The sequence below is a fragment of the Streptomyces sp. NPDC015171 genome (assembly GCF_043079545.1).
Lineage (GTDB): Bacteria > Actinomycetota > Actinomycetes > Streptomycetales > Streptomycetaceae > Streptomyces.
The window spans coordinates 165,493-179,999 of the sequence record NZ_JBIBUO010000012.1 but is presented as its reverse complement, the minus strand read 5'-3'; the positions used below and the strand labels follow the sequence as shown (position 1 = coordinate 179,999).

At 74.2% G+C, this 14,507-nt stretch carries 16 protein-coding genes and 1 pseudogene; 6 read left to right on the top strand and 11 right to left on the bottom strand.

Going from position 1 to position 14,507, the window contains the following annotated elements; all coding sequences use genetic code 11:
• Positions 1–64: 64 nt before the first annotated feature.
• Positions 65–1,273 (bottom strand): MFS transporter, encoded by a 1,209-nt coding sequence (locus ACF073_RS29225; RefSeq protein ID WP_392074388.1) that lies wholly within the window; start codon positions 1,271–1,273, stop codon positions 65–67.
• A gap of 386 nt (positions 1,274–1,659) precedes the next feature.
• Between ACF073_RS29225 and ACF073_RS29220 the strand changes: the two genes are divergently transcribed.
• Positions 1,660–2,055 carry a luciferase family protein gene (locus ACF073_RS29220; RefSeq protein ID WP_392074387.1) on the top strand — a complete coding sequence of 132 codons (396 nt, stop codon included), beginning with the start codon at positions 1,660–1,662 and terminating at the stop codon, positions 2,053–2,055.
• 102 nt (positions 2,056–2,157) lie between these two features.
• On the opposite strand, the gene ACF073_RS29215 is transcribed toward ACF073_RS29220, so the two are convergent.
• Positions 2,158–2,937 carry a DeoR/GlpR family DNA-binding transcription regulator gene (locus tag ACF073_RS29215; protein WP_392074386.1) on the bottom strand — a complete coding sequence of 260 codons (780 nt, stop codon included), beginning with the start codon at positions 2,935–2,937 and terminating at the stop codon, positions 2,158–2,160.
• A gap of 135 nt (positions 2,938–3,072) precedes the next feature.
• Here ACF073_RS29215 and ACF073_RS29210 point away from each other — a divergent pair, with 135 nt between their 5' ends.
• Positions 3,073–3,954, top strand: a complete 882-nt coding sequence (locus ACF073_RS29210; RefSeq protein WP_392074385.1) for an SIS domain-containing protein — start codon at positions 3,073–3,075, stop codon at positions 3,952–3,954.
• Positions 3,955–3,988: 34 nt separating this feature from the next.
• On the top strand, positions 3,989–4,849 hold the full coding sequence (locus ACF073_RS29205) for a class II fructose-bisphosphate aldolase (protein ID WP_392074384.1): 861 nt from the start codon (positions 3,989–3,991) through the stop codon (positions 4,847–4,849).
• A gap of 216 nt (positions 4,850–5,065) precedes the next feature.
• Here ACF073_RS29205 and ACF073_RS29200 read toward each other — a convergent pair whose 3' ends face one another.
• Positions 5,066–6,199 (bottom strand): methyltransferase, encoded by a 1,134-nt coding sequence (locus ACF073_RS29200; RefSeq protein ID WP_392074383.1) that lies wholly within the window; start codon positions 6,197–6,199, stop codon positions 5,066–5,068.
• Between the two features lie 68 nt (positions 6,200–6,267).
• Here ACF073_RS29200 and ACF073_RS29195 point away from each other — a divergent pair, with 68 nt between their 5' ends.
• Together ACF073_RS29195 and ACF073_RS29190 are read left to right on the top strand one after the other, a co-directional pair.
• Entirely contained in the window at positions 6,268–6,918 is a 651-nt protein-coding gene (locus ACF073_RS29195; protein ID WP_392074382.1) for an alpha-ketoglutarate-dependent dioxygenase AlkB family protein, read from the top strand.
• Between the two features lie 48 nt (positions 6,919–6,966).
• Positions 6,967–8,214: an ROK family protein gene (locus ACF073_RS29190; protein WP_392074381.1), complete on the top strand. Its 1,248-nt coding sequence runs from the start codon at positions 6,967–6,969 to the stop codon at positions 8,212–8,214.
• Here the strand turns inward: ACF073_RS29190 and ACF073_RS29185 are convergent.
• The 6 genes from ACF073_RS29185 to ACF073_RS29160 all read right to left on the bottom strand — a co-directional run bounded on the left by ACF073_RS29185 (position 8,211) and on the right by ACF073_RS29160 (position 12,273).
• Positions 8,211–8,636: a hypothetical protein gene (locus ACF073_RS29185; RefSeq protein ID WP_392074380.1), complete on the bottom strand. Its 426-nt coding sequence runs from the start codon at positions 8,634–8,636 to the stop codon at positions 8,211–8,213. The genes ACF073_RS29190 and ACF073_RS29185 overlap by 4 nt on opposite strands.
• A gap of 82 nt (positions 8,637–8,718) precedes the next feature.
• Entirely contained in the window at positions 8,719–9,765 is a 1,047-nt protein-coding gene (locus ACF073_RS29180; RefSeq protein ID WP_392074379.1) for a S66 peptidase family protein, read from the bottom strand.
• A gap of 44 nt (positions 9,766–9,809) precedes the next feature.
• Positions 9,810–10,037 (bottom strand): DUF1272 domain-containing protein, encoded by a 228-nt coding sequence (locus tag ACF073_RS29175; RefSeq protein WP_392074378.1) that lies wholly within the window; start codon positions 10,035–10,037, stop codon positions 9,810–9,812.
• Positions 10,038–10,184: 147 nt separating this feature from the next.
• Complete coding sequence (locus ACF073_RS29170; protein ID WP_392074377.1) at positions 10,185–11,096, bottom strand: phosphotriesterase; 912 nt, start codon at positions 11,094–11,096, stop codon at positions 10,185–10,187.
• Positions 11,093–11,671, bottom strand: coding sequence for a DUF4865 family protein (locus ACF073_RS29165; protein WP_392074376.1), 579 nt, complete (start codon positions 11,669–11,671; stop codon positions 11,093–11,095). Before ACF073_RS29165 ends, ACF073_RS29170 begins: the two co-directional genes overlap by 4 nt.
• The gene (locus ACF073_RS29160) at positions 11,671–12,273 is read right to left on the bottom strand and encodes a TetR/AcrR family transcriptional regulator (RefSeq protein ID WP_392074375.1); all 603 of its coding nucleotides are present in this window, start codon (positions 12,271–12,273) and stop codon (positions 11,671–11,673) included. Before ACF073_RS29160 ends, ACF073_RS29165 begins: the two co-directional genes overlap by 1 nt.
• 142 nt (positions 12,274–12,415) lie before the next feature.
• On the opposite strand from ACF073_RS29160, the gene ACF073_RS29155 reads away from it, so the two are divergent.
• Positions 12,416–12,706, top strand: coding sequence for an SHOCT domain-containing protein (locus ACF073_RS29155; protein WP_392074374.1), 291 nt, complete (start codon positions 12,416–12,418; stop codon positions 12,704–12,706).
• A 658-nt stretch (positions 12,707–13,364) separates the two neighbouring features.
• On the opposite strand, the pseudogene ACF073_RS29150 reads toward ACF073_RS29155, so the two are convergent.
• Together ACF073_RS29150 and ACF073_RS29145 are read right to left on the bottom strand one after the other, a co-directional pair.
• Positions 13,365–13,811: pseudogene (locus tag ACF073_RS29150) on the bottom strand (ATP-binding protein); the annotation flags it as partial.
• Positions 13,812–14,016: 205 nt separating this feature from the next.
• The gene (locus tag ACF073_RS29145; protein WP_392074373.1) at positions 14,017–14,340 is read right to left on the bottom strand and encodes a hypothetical protein; all 324 of its coding nucleotides are present in this window, start codon (positions 14,338–14,340) and stop codon (positions 14,017–14,019) included.
• Between the last annotated feature and the right edge of the window lie 167 nt (positions 14,341–14,507).

Below are 14,507 nucleotides of genomic sequence, written 5' to 3'. Positions count from 1 at the left end.
ACAATGGCGGCTACAAACAATGACGGCCGGGGAGCAGGACGGCCGGCGAGACGGCGGGGACGGGTCAACGGCCCAGTACCCGCCGGGTCATGACCCCGATGGCGGCGGCGACGGCGGCCAGCGCGGCCACGCTGGTGAGGGCGGCGGGCAGGGAGAACCAGTCGGCCATGAAACCGATCGCGGGCGGCCCGAGGAGCATGCCGCCGTAGCCGAAGGTGGAGGCGACGGCCACGCCGGACGGTCCGGCCAGCGCGCCCGCCCGCTCCACGGCGACCGGGAACAGGTTGGCGAGCCCGATTCCGGTGATCGCGAAGCCGGCCAGCGCCGCCCCCACGGTCGGCGCGAGCGAGCCGAGCAGCATGCCGGCGGTCGCGACGGTGCCGCCGGCGATCACGGTACGGGCCCGGCCTAGGCGGGCCAGCAGCGCGCTCCCGGAGAGCCGGCCGACGGTCATGGCGAGCGCGAAACACGCGTACCCGGCGGCCGCGGTGCCGGCGGAGGCCGCGAGGTCCTGCTGGAGGTGGAGGGCGCCCCAGTCGGCCATCGCGCCCTCGCCGTAGGCCGTGCACAGCGCGACGAGCCCGAAGACGACGACGAGGCCGCGTCCGGCCGGCCCGCCGCTCGTAGCGCCGTCCGTCCCCGCCGGTGCCGCAGGCATCCGCTCCGGCGGCGCCGGCGGTTCCTGGCGCAGCAGGGTGCGCCCGGCGACGGCCGTGACGAGCAGCCCGGTCACGGCGAGGCCGAGGAGGTGGCGGGTGGGGGAGAGGGCGCCGGCGACCAGTCCGCCGAGGCCCGCGCCGATCATCCCGCCCAGGCTGAACGCGGCGTGGAAGCTGGGCATGATCGGCCTGCCCAGGGCGGCGACCAGATCGACGGCGGCGCTGTTGAAGGCCACGTTGACGCCGCCGTAGGCCGCGCCGAACAGCAGCAGGACGGCGCCGAGCGCCGGTGCCGAGTGGGTGAGCGGGGGCAGCGCGACACTGAGCGCGAGCACCACCATGCAGACCACGGTCACCGGATGGCTGCCGTAGCGGCGGCACAGCCGGCCGGTCAGCGTCATGGTGAGCACGGCCCCCGCGGAGACGCCCAGCAGGGCGAGCCCGAGGTCGCCGGCGGACGCGTGCGTCTGGTGCTTGATGTCGGGGATGCGGACGACCCACCCCGCGAAGATGAAGCCGTCCAGCGCGAAGAAGGCGGTGATCGCCGCACGCAGCGACGTGTGGTTCCGGCCCGGCGCGACACTGTGCGTCCGGGTTTTGTTTATTTGCGGCACAAACTCAGCGTAGGTGCGGTCGGAGGCACGGGCAAGGGACGCCGAGGGGCCGCGGTGAACGGGCGGGACGTCAATGGCGGACCGGGGGCCGGACCGGCTCCCCCCGTACTTCCTCCTTTCGGGGCGGTTGCGGCCGGAGCCGGCCGTCGTCCGGCGGCCCCGGGCCCGCCCGCCGGGGGGTGCGGCGCCGGCGCCGCGGCCCGCCCGCACGGGCCGACCTGCGGTTTCCGCGGGGCGCCGGAAGCGCGGTGCCGCAACCGGGCGAGGGGGAGGGACTGTTCGAGGCAAGGACGGGCGTGCGGGTTCCGGAACGCGCTGCGGATACAGGTCGGTTAATGCTTGTTCACGAGCTGGTTGCGGGCGGGTGAGCGCGTCATGATGGGCCCATGACGTTGGCCTCGCGTGCGCTTGCGCAACTGGCGAACTGGCCGGACCTGAGACCGACCGTCCCGAGCTGTGGTCTGGGACGGGCGGTGAGTTCGGTCCAGGGTGAGATCGTCCACTTCCACTCCGAGCGTGATGTCGATCTGCGGCTCACCGACCGGGCCATCCGGCGGTTCGCCAAGGACCTCAGAGACTCGGGTGCGATCAGGATCGTTCCCGGCTCGCAGTGGGTGACGCTGCGGATGGACGCCGGCAGCGATGTCGACCTGCTGCTGACCCTGGTGAGCGTGGCGCTCCAGGCCCAGCTGACGGGGCCCGACCCCGCCGACCGGCCGCCGCTGGGCTGCAACGACCAGCGGGGCGCCGGATTCGTGAAGGTCGACTTCAGCGGTATGTGAGGGACCGGCCCGGCGTCGCGGACGGCGCCCGAGTCCCGGCGGTGCGGCGCCCGGTCCAGGTGGCGCGGCGGGGGTGACGGCCGGGCCCGGTGGCGCGGCGGCTCACACCGCCAGCACCCGCACGCCCGCCTCCTCGAACCGCCGCACCGTCTCCTGCTCCACCGACGCGTCCGTCACCAGCGTGTCCACCAGCTGCGCCCCGCAGATCCGGGCGAACGCCCGGCGGCCCAGCTTGCTGGAGTCGGCGGCGACCACCACCCGCTCGGCGCGCTCGCACAGCAGGCGGTTGATCGCGGCCTCCGCCTCGTCGTGTGCCGCCGCGCCGTGCGCCACGTCGAAACCGACGACGCCGAGCACCGCCACATCGAGCGTGATCTGGCTCAACACCCCGTCCGCGAGCGGGCCGATGAGTTCGTACGACTGCGCACGCGCCACCCCGCCCGTCACCACGATCTTGAACTGGGGGCGTACGGCCAGCTCGTTGGCGATGTTGAGGGCGTTGGTCACGATGGTCAGCGCCGGGGAGCCGGTGGCGAGGTCGCCGCGCACGGCGAGTGCGCGGGCCACCTCCGTCGTGGTCGTACCGCCGGTCAGCCCCACCGCCTCGCCCGGCGCAACGAGTTCGGCCACCGCCTTGGCGATGCGCTGCTTCTCCGAGGCACGCCGGGCCGTCTTGTAGCGCAGCGGGAGTTCGTACGACACCCCGTGCACCACCGCTCCGCCCCGGGTGCGGACCAGCATCTGCTGTTCGGCGAGCTGGTCGAAGTCCCGGCGGATCGTGGCCGCCGACACCTCCAGCTCGGCCGCCGCCTCCTCGACCTCCAGCCGGCCGCGCTCGACGAGCAGTTCCAGCAGCGCCTGCCAACGGGCGTCCCGGGACATCCGCGGCCTCCCTCTCCTGATCGCCTCCGGTCTCCCGCGACCCTAGCGCACCCCTACCTTGCAGACGAATGCTTGATTGTGCTCGAAAGCTCGCTATATCTTGCAGGAACAATCAGCAAGGGGAGGGTGTGGGGCATGACCCATGTCGAGAACGAGCTGAACAGCCAGCCGGAGTGCTGGATACGGGCGGCCGAGCAGGCGGAGCGGTACCGGGGGGCACTGCCGGAGCCCGGGGAACGGGTCGCCGTCGTCGGGTGCGGGACCTCGTACTTCATGGCCCAGGCGGTGGCCGCGCTGCGCGAGGGCGCCGGGCAGGGGGAGACCGACGCGTTCGCCGCCTCCGAGTTCCCGCACGGGCGGCCGTACGACCGGATCGTCGCCCTGACCCGGTCCGGCACCACCACCGAAGTGCTGGACCTGCTGGCGAAGTCGGCGGGCCGGACCCGCACCACCGCCGTCACGGCCGACCCCGACACCCCGGTCAGGGCAGCCGCCGACGACCTCGTCGTGCTCGACTTCGCCGACGAACGCTCCGTCGTCCAGACCCGGTTCGCCACCACCGCGCTGACCCTCCTGCGCGCCCATCTCGGCCTGCACGGCGACGCCGTCGTCGCCGACGCCCGCACCGCCCTCGCCACTCCCTTGCCCGCCGGGCTCGTCGGATGCATGCAGTTCACCTTCCTCGGGCGCGGCTGGACCGTCGGACTCGCCAACGAGGCCGGGCTGAAGATGCGCGAGGCCGCCCTCTCCTGGACCGAGTCCTACCCCGCGATGGAGTACCGGCACGGCCCGATCAGCGTCACCACCGAGGGCACGGCCACCTGGATGCTCGGCGCGGCGCCCGAGGGGCTCGCCGCACAGGTCCGGGCCACCGGCGGGCTGTGGATCGAGGGGGAGCTGGACCCGCTCGCCGAACTGGTGCGGGTGCAGCGGCTCGCGGTCGCCGTCGCCGCCGCCCGGGGGCTCGACCCCGACCGGCCCCGCCATCTCACCCGCTCCGTGATCCTCGCCCCCTGAACCCGCCGGCCCCCGTCCCGGAAGGACACCTCACGTGCCCCTCGCGTCCACCGGCGAGCTGGTCACCCAGGCCGCCGCGGCCCGCACCGCCGTCGCCGCGTTCAATGTCATCACCCTGGAACACATCGAGGCCGTCATCGCCGGCGCCGAGTCGGCCGGCTCTCCCGTGGTCCTCCAGGTCAGCGAGAACGCCGTCAAGTTCCGCTACGGACGGCTCCTGCCGCTGGCCCGCGCCGCCGTCGCCGCCGCCGAGGAAGCCGCCGTACCCGTCGCGCTGCACCTGGACCATGTGCAGAGCGACGACCTGCTGCGCCAGGCGCCCGGCGCCGGGTTCGGCTCGGTGATGTACGACGCCGCGCGCCTGCCGTACACCGACAATCTCACCGCGACCCGGGCCGCCGCCGACTGGGCACACGGCCAAGGGCTGTGGATCGAGGCCGAGTTGGGGCAGATCGGCGGCAAGGACGGCCGGCCCCCGCTGGACGCGCACGCGCCCGGCGCCCGCACCGACCCGGACCGGGCGCGCGACTTCGTCGCCGGCACCGGAGTCGACGCCCTGGCCGTCGCCGTCGGCAGCGTGCACGCCATGACCACCCGCACCGCCGTCCTCGACCACGGCCTGCTCAAGCGGCTGTCCGGCGCGCTGGCCGTACCGCTCGTCCTGCACGGTTCCTCCGGCGTGCCGGACGACGGCCTGGTCGCGGCGGTCGGCGGCGGCATCGCCAAGGTCAATGTCGGCACCGCCCTCAACAGCGCCATGACCGCGGCGATCCGCGCGTTCCTCGCCGCCCACCCGGAGGCCGTCGACTCCCGGAAGTACCTCAGCGTCGGCCGGGAGGCCATGGCCTGCGAGGTGGCCCGGATCATCGGCGTCCTGTCCGGGCCGCCCGGCTGAGGACGGGGCGCGGGGCCGTCCGGTGCGGCGCCCTGCGCGTGGCCGCCGCGTACGGATCGCGGTCCGGTCCGGTCCGGTCCGATTCGGCCGGACCGCGACCGGTGACACCGGCGCCGGCCCCGTCCACCGCGTTCGCTCGACGGTGCTCAGCCCCGCCGCACGGCGTTCGGCCCTGCCGCACGGCCTTCGCGGGCCTTCAGCCCTGCCGCGCGGCCTTCAGCCCTGCTTGACCGCCTTCAGTACGACGAACTTCGGGTCGCCGGCGATCAGCCGGCTGTTCCCGAACAGCCGCTTCAGCTTCACGTGATAGCCGAGGTGCCGGTTGCCGATCACCCACAGCTCGCCGCCCGGCCGCAGCGCGCGCTTCGCACCGGTGAACATCCGCCACGCCGTCGCGTCCGTGGTCGCCTGGTGGGAGTGGAACGGCGGATTGTTCAGCACCAGGTCCACACTGCCGGCCGCGACCCCGGCCAGTCCGTCCCCGACCCGGAACTCGGCGTGCCCCGGCACCCCGTTCGCCTTGTACGTCGCCTCCGCCGAGGCCACCGCCTGGAACGACTCGTCCACGAACAGCACCTCGGCCGCCGGATCGGCCAGCGCCACCGCCGTGCCGACCACACCGTTGCCGCACCCGAGGTCGATCACGCGCCCGGCGCCGGGCGGCGGCAGGTGCCGGAGGAAGAAGCGGGTGCCGATGTCCAGCCGGTCCGCGCAGAAGACGCCCGCGTGATTGACCACCGTGCGCCCCGACACCACCCCGACGTCGTCCGGCAGGGCGTACCCGTACGGCCACGGGTTCGCCGGCCGCTCCAGCGCCGGGTCCGGGGCGCAGAAGACCAGCCGGGCCTTCTGCCGCGCGAGCGAGGTCCGGGTCGGTCCGATGATCCGCTCGAACAGCTGGAGCGTGGAGGTGTGGATCTCCTTCACCATCCCCGTGCCGACCACGACCGTGTCCGCGTGCACGGCGGGGGCCAGCCGCAGCAACTGGTCCTCCAGCAGCGCCAGGCTCTTCGGCACGCGCACCAGCAGCACGTCCACCCGCTGGGGCGGCGGGTCCTGGGTGGTGAGCAGCCGCACGGCTCCCGGTTCCACCCCGGCCCGCGCCAGGTTCGCACGGGTCGCCTCCTGGCCGAGGAAGGAGTCGGTGATCTGCGCCGGACGGTGCTCCGCCAGCGCGGTGGCCAGCGCCCCCCAGCGGTCCCCGACCACCACGACCGCACCCGTCAGCGGCACCTTCTCGTCGGCGAGGTGGTGCAGCAGATACGCGTCGGCGGCGTCCCAGGCGCGCAGCCGGTCGCGGGGATCCTCGGGGAAACGGGTCAGCTCGACCTCGCCCCACGGTGTCGTCATACGGTCGCTCATCGTGCGTCCAGGCTAGCGGAGCCGCAGATCAGAGGCGGTGGTGCAGGATGGGGGGCATGGAGGACGAGCTGTTTCCCCGGGAGCGCGCACAGGTCGCGCCGGGCGCCGTGCACGTCCCGGACTGGCTGGACGCCGAGCGGCAGCGCGCCCTGCTCACCGTCTGCCGGACGTGGGCCCGGCCCCCCGCCGGGCTGCGCACGGTCCGCACCCCCGGCGGCGGCACGATGACCGCCCGCCAGGTCTGCCTGGGCTGGCACTGGTACCCGTACGCCTACGCCCGCACCGTCGTGGACGGCGACGGCAGCCCCGTGAAGCCGTTCCCCGACTGGCTCGGCGAACTGGGCCGCCGGGCGGTGGCCGACGCGCTCGGCCCGGACGCCGTGTCAGCCGTGCCGTACGACATCGCGCTGATCAACTTCTACGACGACGACGCCCGCATGGGCATGCACCGCGACGGCGACGAGCGGGCGGACGCGCCGGTGGTCTCGCTCAGCCTCGGCGACACCTGTGTGTTCCGCTTCGGGAACACCGAGACGCGCACGCGGCCGTACACCGATGTGGAGCTGCGCAGCGGCGACCTGTTCGTCTTCGGCGGCCCGTCCCGGCTCGCCTACCACGGCGTGCCGAGCGTCCGGCCCGGCACGGCGCCTGCCTCGCTGGGCCTGGCCGGACGGCTGAACATCACGCTGCGGGCGAGCGGCCTGTAGCCGCGGGCGCAGGCCACTCCGGGTACGGATCATGGGAGACTCGCTCTCATGAGCGGCAAGGCGGAACCCCGGACAGCGGGGGAGAGGACCACCTCGAGAGCGCGGCTCGACCGGGGGCGCGGTGCGCTCGGGCCCGCGCTGGAACTGGTGCACACCGGACGGGCGCCGACCCGTGCCGTGCTCACCGCCGAGCTCGGCGTCACCCGCGCGACGGCCGGCGCGGTGGCCGCCGAGCTGGAGGCGCTGGGCCTGATCCGGGTGGATGCCCGGCCCGGCGCGGCGGCCGGTTCCCAGGGGCGCCCCTCGCACCGCCTCGAAGTCGCCGAGGCCGGTCCCGTGGTCCTCGCGGCGCAGGTGCACGCCGACGGTTTCCGGGCCGCGCTGGTCGGCCTCGGCGGCCGGATCGTGGCGACCGCGCCCGGCTGCGAGACCGTCGACGCCGATCCCGCGAAGGTGCTCGGCTCCGTGGTCGAGGCGGGCGCCGAGCTGCTGCGCACGACCGGCAGGCGCTGTGTGGGCGCGGGGCTCGCCGTGCCGTCCGCCGTCGCCGAACCCGCCGGACTCGCCCTCAACCCGCTGCATCTGGCGTGGCCCGCCGGCGCCCCCGTCCGGGAGATCTTCGCGGAGCGCGTGCGTGCCGCCGGTATCGGCGGACCCGCGTTCACGGGCAACGACGTCAACCTCGCCGCGCTCGCCGAGCACCGGCACGGCGCCGGCCGGGGCGCCCGGGACCTGCTGTGCGTGGCCACCGGGCACCGGGGTGTCGGCGGCGCGCTCGTCCTGGACGGCCGTCTGCACACCGGAAGTTCCGGTCTGGCGCTGGAGGTCGGCCACCTCACGGTCAACCCCGAGGGCCGCCCCTGCCACTGCGGCAGCCGCGGCTGCCTGGACGTCGAGGCGGACCCGCTCGCCCTGCTGGTGGAGGCGGGCCGCGAGCCCGGCCCGGAGATGTCGCTGCTCAAGCAGGCCAACGACCTGCTGCGCACGCAGTACGCCGATCCGGCCGTCCGCAGGGCCGGCGAGGCCCTCATCGACCGCCTCGGCCTGGGCCTGGCCGGCCTGGTCAACATCCTGAACCCGGACCGCATCATCCTGGGCGGCCTCCACCGCACCCTGCTGGACGCGGACCCGGGCCGGCTGCGCGCGGTGGTGGCCGACCGCAGCCTGTGGGGCCAGAGCGGCGGTGTCCCCATCCTGCCCTGCACCCTGGACCACAACAGCCTGGTCGGCGCGGCGGAACTTGCCTGGCAGCCGGTGCTGGACGACCCCCTGGAGGCGCTGGCCGCGGGCGCCTAGTCCGAGGTGCAGCCCCAGTACGCGATCTGGGCCGGACCGCCCGCGTCGTCGTACAGCACCGTGCAGTTGCCGCAGCCGCGGCCGGGGAAGGCGAGCCGGCCGGAATCCAGGGCGTCCGTCCAGGCGGCGTGCGTCGGCCGGCCGCCCGGGGCCCAGGATCTGACCTCGGCCTCGGTCAACGGCCGCATGTACGGGCCGCCTTCGGTGTCCGTGGGCTCCACCATGAGAGCCTGGTCGAGCACCGTGGCCGTACCACCGGTGTAGATGTACTCCATCCACTCCGGGGCGTCCCACAACTGGGCGACCGTACAGCCGGGGAAGCCGCGGTCGTCACCGGCCAGCTCGATCTCCTGCTCCCGCCGGAAGGCCGCCGCCAGATCACGCTGGTACGGCCCCACGTGCCGCCATTCGTCGCCGCCCACTTCCCGCCCCCCGCCGCACTTTCACCGATCCCGGCCAGCGTAGGACACGGCACTGACAACGCCCCTGCCGCGCCCGGAGCCGTCAGTACGTCACCGTGATCCGGCGGGCCGGGCCGTCCACACGCACCGTTCCGCCGTACGGGATCACCATTTGGGGATCGGTGTGCCCGAGGTCCACATCGAAGACCGCCATGGTGTGCGGAGCATAAGCGGCCAGCGCCCGCAGCACCGCCTCACGCTGCTCGACGGCATAGCGCCGCCGGTCGTCCGCGCCGTTCGGCCGCTCGAAGGACCACGCCTTGGCGCGGCCCATCAGCAGGGCCGGGAACCGTGCCAGCAGGCCCCGCTCACCCACGTTGCGCAGGATCCGGAAGACCTCCGCCGCGCTCGGCAGTTCCTCCGACGTCTCCAGGAACAGCACCCGGCCCTCGTAGGCCGCCGGATCGCGGTCGATCTCGCGGTCGGCCATCAGCAGCCACGAGAGGATCTCCAGGTTGCCGCCCCAGGCACGGCCCTCGACCGTCCCCTCGGGCCGGTGCCAGAGCCAGCCACCGGCGGGCCGCATCTCCGGTTCCGCGGCGAAGGTGGCCGGGTCGGCCCAGTCGCGGGCGGTGTCCCGGTAGCGCTCGGCGGGGCGGAGTTCGTAGGGACCCGAGGCGAACAGGGCCGCGCGCACCGAGTCGGCGGTCAGCGGGTGCAGTGCGTACGGGCGCCCTATCTCGGTCATCAGACAGGCGCCGTGGTAGCCGACGATGCCCAGGTTGTCGAGGAGCACCAGCAGGTTGGTGTTGTCGCTTGAGCCGAAGTACGGCTTGGGGTTGGCGCGGATCAGCTCGCGGTCCAGATACGGCAGCACGGTGATCTGGTCGTCGCCGCCGATGGAGGCCATCACCGCCTTGACCGTCGGATCGGCGAACGCCGCGTGGATGTCGTCGGCGCGCTGCCGGGGGGTGGCGCCCATGGTGCGCGTGGTGGGGTATTCCACCGGTTCGAGACCGAAGTCCGCGCGCAGCCGTTCGAGCCCCAGCTCGTAGGGGAGCGGGAGCAGCGCCGGCAGACCGGACGAGGGCGACAGGACGGCGATCCGGTCGCCGGGCACGGGCTTGGGCGGATACACGGGGGTGGTCATGCCGGTCAGGCTAGGCGCCGGGCCGATGTCTGATCATCTTCATTTCAGGTGCCGCCCGCGTCGTCTCCGGAGGGGGCCGCGTCGCTCCCGCCGGCCCGCGCGCGGCGCGGCCTCGGCACCAGCTCGCCGCCGCAGTTGGGGCAGATCAGGCCCAGGGCCGTACCGCACGCCTCGCAGAACGTGCACTCGTACGAGCAGATACGGGCCGGACCGTCCGGGGGCAGCAGGGCGGTCTCGCAGCGCTCGCAGCGGTCGCGCATCTCCAGGGCCATGGGGTCTCGTTCCTTCGAGGCGGGGCGGTCTCCTGCTCCCATCCTCCGGACCAGGGCCGACGGCGGAACCGTCCGGCGGGACAGGGATCCGCACGATCGGGCCACGGGAGGGCCACGGGCGGCTCGCCCCGGGTCGGGACGGCCGGGTCACGTCCAGTCGGTGCCGAACGCCCGTCCCGGATGCTCCGTCAGCACGCGGTGGACCAGCTCAGCGCCCACCTCCTCCGCGAGTCGCTGCCGTACCCCGTGCAGCAGGTAGGGCATGCCGGGGCCGTCGGCGGCCGAGCGTGCCCCGGCGGTCACCGTGTCCCCGCCGAGGAGCAGCCGGTCCCCGAACCCCGCCTCCGCCAGGGCCCGTACCGCCTCCGGCATCCGCCAGTCGGTGGCGTGGTGGGTGCGGGACGGCCCGTCGAAGGCCAGCCAGCAGCCCGAAGCGGCGGCCCGCCGGTGCACCACCGGGTCCGGGGAGCGGTTCAGATGTCCCAGGATCACCCGCTCGCCGGGCACGCCCAGCTCACCGCAGAGCAGGTCGAGTACGTCGAGCGCGCCGGTGCCTAGCTCCAGGTGCACGGCGACGGGCGCCCCGGTGGCGTGGTGCGCCTCGGCCGCCGCCGTCATGGTCCAGCGGGCGTGCGCGTCGAGCCCGTGGAATCCGCCCGCCACCTTGATCAGCCCCGCCCGCACCCCGGTCGCCGCGATGCCCGACGTCAGCTCGGAGACGAACAGCTCGGCCAGCCGGGCGCCGCGCAGCCGGGTGAGGAGATCCGGTGCGTAGTGTGCCGCTTGGTGCAGCCCGGTGGCGCAGACGAGCCGTACCCGGGTCGCCCGGGAGAGTGCCGGCAGGTCCGCCGCCCGCCGTCCCATGCCGTACGGCGTCCACTGCACGACGGCCGCGCCGCCCGCCGCGCGGAACGCCGCCAGTTCGGCCCGCGCGGCGGAGACATCGTCGAGCTCCTGTCCCGGCAGCCGCGGGCTGCGCAGGAAGAGGTGGTCGTGCGCGTCGCACACGCCCAGCTCACCGGGCGGGATGTCGCCGAGGACCGTACGGACGCGGGTCACCACTGCCGTCCGCGCGGCAGCAGGTCCCGGCCGGGTGCGGACAGGTGCAGCACCTCGAAGACGTCCCCTTCGGCCTCGGGGGTGTCGTGCGCCCAGAGGGAGAAGTGGACCAGTTCCCAGCGGTGCGGGTCCACGGCCGCCGCCGCGAGCACCGCGCCGCCCTCGGCCGCCAGGCGCTCCGTCTCGGCCACCGCTTGCGCCATCAGCGTCGTCAGCTCGCCCCCTTCCGGCACCGGAAGGCGCCGCCGGACGGCGAACGCGGGACGGTCCCCGTCGCCCTCGGCGAAGCCGAGCCCGGTCCACTGCCGCACGGAGGGCCGCCCGAAGTCGTCGACGAGGCCCTGGAAGGGGCCGCCCCACAGGAAGCGGTTCATGCCCTCGACCGTGTTCCACAGGTAGAACGGCGCATACTGGTTCACCGGCGAGCCGTGCACACCCCGTTCGCGTATCAGGTACGCCTTGGTCCCGAGGCCCTCCCAGTGCTCCAGCGCGGGGCTCAGCCGGGCGACCCGGGCGCGGATGACGCCCATGTCGTAGTCGGCGGGGAGGGTCAACTCGTACTGCAGGGCGTGCATCAGGCGTCCCTTCCGTCGTGCCGGGCGGGGGCCGGAGGTGTCAGCAGGGAGAGCAGCCCCCGCACACCGGCGTCGAAGGCGGCGGGCGATCCGGAGGCGCGGGCGAGGACATAGCCGCCCTGCACGGTCGCGAGGACGGCGGCGGCGATCTCCGCGCCGTCGAGGCCGGGCGCGAACTGCCCGTCCCGCTTGCCCTCTTCGACGATCCCGGCGATCCGCTCGCGGATGGCCGCGATCGTCTCGTCGACCGGTGCGCGCAGCTCCGGGCTCGCGATCACGTCCGGGTCCATGGTCAGCCGGCCGACCGGGCAGCCGCGCAGTACGTCACGCTCGCGCAGCAGATACGCCTCGATGCGCTGGTACGGCGTACCCGGGCCGCCGAGCGCGGCCTCGGCGGTGGCCCGGAGTTCCTCGGCGGTGCGCCGGATCGCAGCGAGGGCGAGATCCGGCTTGCCCTTGAAATGGTGGTACATGCTGCCCTGGCCGGCGCCCGCGCGCTCCAGGATCGCCTTGGGGCTGGTGCCCACGTACCCGCGCTCCCACAGCAGTTCGCGCGTGGACTCGATCAGACGTTCCGAGGTGCTCATACGCTCACTGTACATACCAGTAGGTACAGTCACCACCCCCCTGTACTCCCCACGGGGTACGCGCACTGCCGCCGGCCGCACGACGACCCGGACCCCCTGCCGGAGGCAACCTCGGGACAGCACCCGAAGACCCGTACGACGAGGGAGACGAACCGAGATGCAGAACCTGGCGAACTGGGACGGCGGACCCGGCCCGTGGATCCTGTTCTTCCCGCTGATCTGGGCGGCCGTCGTGATCGGCGCCGTCACCGTCCTGCGCCGCACCGCCTGGCGCGGGCGCGGCGGCTCCTGGCGGCAGGCGGGCGCCGGACGCCCGGCGGGCGATTCGCCGCTCGCCGTTCTCGGCCGCCGTTTCGCCGCCGGTGAGATCGACGAGGACGAGTACTGGCGCCGGCTGTCCGTCCTGGAGGAGCAGTTCGGCCGACTGGGCAAGGGCGGTGCGGCCTGACCGCGAGGACCGCGAGGGCCGCGAGGGCCGCGAGGACCGCGAGGGCCGCGAGGGCCGCGAGGACCGCGAGGGCGGCGGTGGCGGCGGCGATCGTGGCGATGGTGGCGCTCGCGGCATCCGACGCCGCGAGCGCCACCGTCGTTCGCCCTCGCGCCGACGGCCCGCGGGTCGGTGTCCGCGGGCCCGTCGTGAGCGGCAGTGCAGGTGGTGCAGGTAGTGCAGCTGGTACGGGTGGTTCAGGTTGTCCAGGGCGTACGGCCCGTCAGCCGGGGACCGCGGACCGCACGGCAGCCGGTGTCCCGGTCGCGGCCGAGGCGGGCCCCGCCGTGGGGCAGGCGGCCGCGGAAGCCGGGACCGGCGCCGAAGCCGTGGCGGGGACGGCCCTGGCACCCGTGACGGCCCCGACCGCGTCCGGAGCCGCGGCCCCGCCGCCCGCCGGTGCCGGGGCGCCCGCCGCGGCCACGACCTCGCCCGCGCGGACCCCGGCCGGAACCCCGGCGGGAACCCGGGCGCCGTCCGGAACCGACACCCCCGCCGGAACCGAGGCCCGCACCGGGACCGAAGCCTGCGAAGGAGCCGCCGCGCCCACCTCGACGGGCGAGGGCGCGGACGCGGGCGCACCAGCCGGTGCCGGGGCGGGCGTGGGCCGTACCGCCCCTCGGGGAGACCGTGCCGGATGACTGCGGGCCGTCGCCGGGGCCGGCAGCGTGAACCACACGATCTTGCCGTTCTCGCCGTCCGGGCGGGCCCCCCAGCTCTCGCTCACCGCGGCCACCATGGCCAGCCCGCGTCCGCAGGTGGGCAGCGGAGCGGCGTCCGCCGGGTCCGGGATGTCGGCCGCCACCGGAAGGCGCGGATCGTGGTCCCGTACCGAGACCGTGAGCCGGTCGGACAGCAGTTCCAGTTCGACGGTGCACGACTTGTCGGGCCTTGCGTGCCGGTGGACGTTGCTGAGCAGCTCCGTCACACCGAGCGCGGCGTGGTCTATCAACGGGTCCATATGCCAGTAGCGCAACTGTGCAGATACGATTCTGCGGACCTGTCCGATCCGCGACGGCAGGGCTTGGAGCTCCACCGTGCAGTGCCTGCTTGGGTGACTGATCACGGCTGCGACTCCCCGATGTGAGGTCCGGAGGAACCGGAAGAACACGGAGAACAACGGATCCAGCAGGGTGCTTGCGTCCAAACGTCCGCCTGCTGTCGTGGCCGGCGGGCTGGTTCGCAGCGTTATCGCCGGTAAACCCAGAGTGACGTGAGACCAGAGTGACGCAGCGGTTGCGCTCACGCAACTCGCCGCGACGGTGCGGCGCTCAGCCGCGGTGCTCCGCCGCCCTGCGGACCGCCTCGATGAACCGGCGTGCGCTGGGCGGTCCGGGCTGGCCCGGCGCGGGCTCGCGCTCGCCCAGCGTCAGCGAATACCGCGTGCCGTTGACGTCGGCCAGGGCGCGGTCGTCCGGCCCGAACCACGGCTTGGACGCGCGGACCGCCTGGACCGGCGCGCTGTCGATCTCGCTGCCGTAGCTGGTGAGCAGTTCCAGCCTGCCGTCGCTTATCCGGACCTGCCCGGCCCGGGTGAGCGAACGCATGCGTTTGCCGATTCGCACGCCTGTGGCCGTGAACTCCGGCTCCGCCATGTCTCGCCGCCCCCTTGCGGTGTTCCCGTGGTTCCGTGTGCGCCCCCGTTCGGGACGGTCGTCCCGTCGCGTGCAGTCTGCCCCGGCGCGGCGAGGAGCACCAGTACGCGCGTGGCGCGTGCGACGACCGCCCGGTGCACTCGCGCCCATGCGCCCCCGATGGACTC

What these genes read in the sequence shown, in the direction of transcription:
- ACF073_RS29160 (WP_392074375.1), bottom strand. Translation starts at nt 12,273, where the DNA reads ATGTACAGTGAGCGTATGAGCACCTCGGAACGTCTGATCGAGTCCACG.
- ACF073_RS29215 (WP_392074386.1), bottom strand. Translation starts at nt 2,937, where the DNA reads ATGTCCCGGGACGCCCGTTGGCAGGCGCTGCTGGAACTGCTCGTCGAG.
- ACF073_RS29195 (WP_392074382.1), top strand. Translation starts at nt 6,268, where the DNA reads ATGGAGGACGAGCTGTTTCCCCGGGAGCGCGCACAGGTCGCGCCGGGC.
- ACF073_RS29200 (WP_392074383.1), bottom strand. Translation starts at nt 6,199, where the DNA reads ATGACGACACCGTGGGGCGAGGTCGAGCTGACCCGTTTCCCCGAGGAT.
- ACF073_RS29190 (WP_392074381.1), top strand. Translation starts at nt 6,967, where the DNA reads ATGAGCGGCAAGGCGGAACCCCGGACAGCGGGGGAGAGGACCACCTCG.
- ACF073_RS29155 (WP_392074374.1), top strand. Translation starts at nt 12,416, where the DNA reads ATGCAGAACCTGGCGAACTGGGACGGCGGACCCGGCCCGTGGATCCTG.
- ACF073_RS29175 (WP_392074378.1), bottom strand. Translation starts at nt 10,037, where the DNA reads ATGGCCCTGGAGATGCGCGACCGCTGCGAGCGCTGCGAGACCGCCCTG.
- ACF073_RS29210 (WP_392074385.1), top strand. Translation starts at nt 3,073, where the DNA reads ATGACCCATGTCGAGAACGAGCTGAACAGCCAGCCGGAGTGCTGGATA.
- ACF073_RS29145 (WP_392074373.1), bottom strand. Translation starts at nt 14,340, where the DNA reads ATGGCGGAGCCGGAGTTCACGGCCACAGGCGTGCGAATCGGCAAACGC.
- ACF073_RS29220 (WP_392074387.1), top strand. Translation starts at nt 1,660, where the DNA reads ATGACGTTGGCCTCGCGTGCGCTTGCGCAACTGGCGAACTGGCCGGAC.
- ACF073_RS29180 (WP_392074379.1), bottom strand. Translation starts at nt 9,765, where the DNA reads ATGACCACCCCCGTGTATCCGCCCAAGCCCGTGCCCGGCGACCGGATC.
- ACF073_RS29165 (WP_392074376.1), bottom strand. Translation starts at nt 11,671, where the DNA reads ATGCACGCCCTGCAGTACGAGTTGACCCTCCCCGCCGACTACGACATG.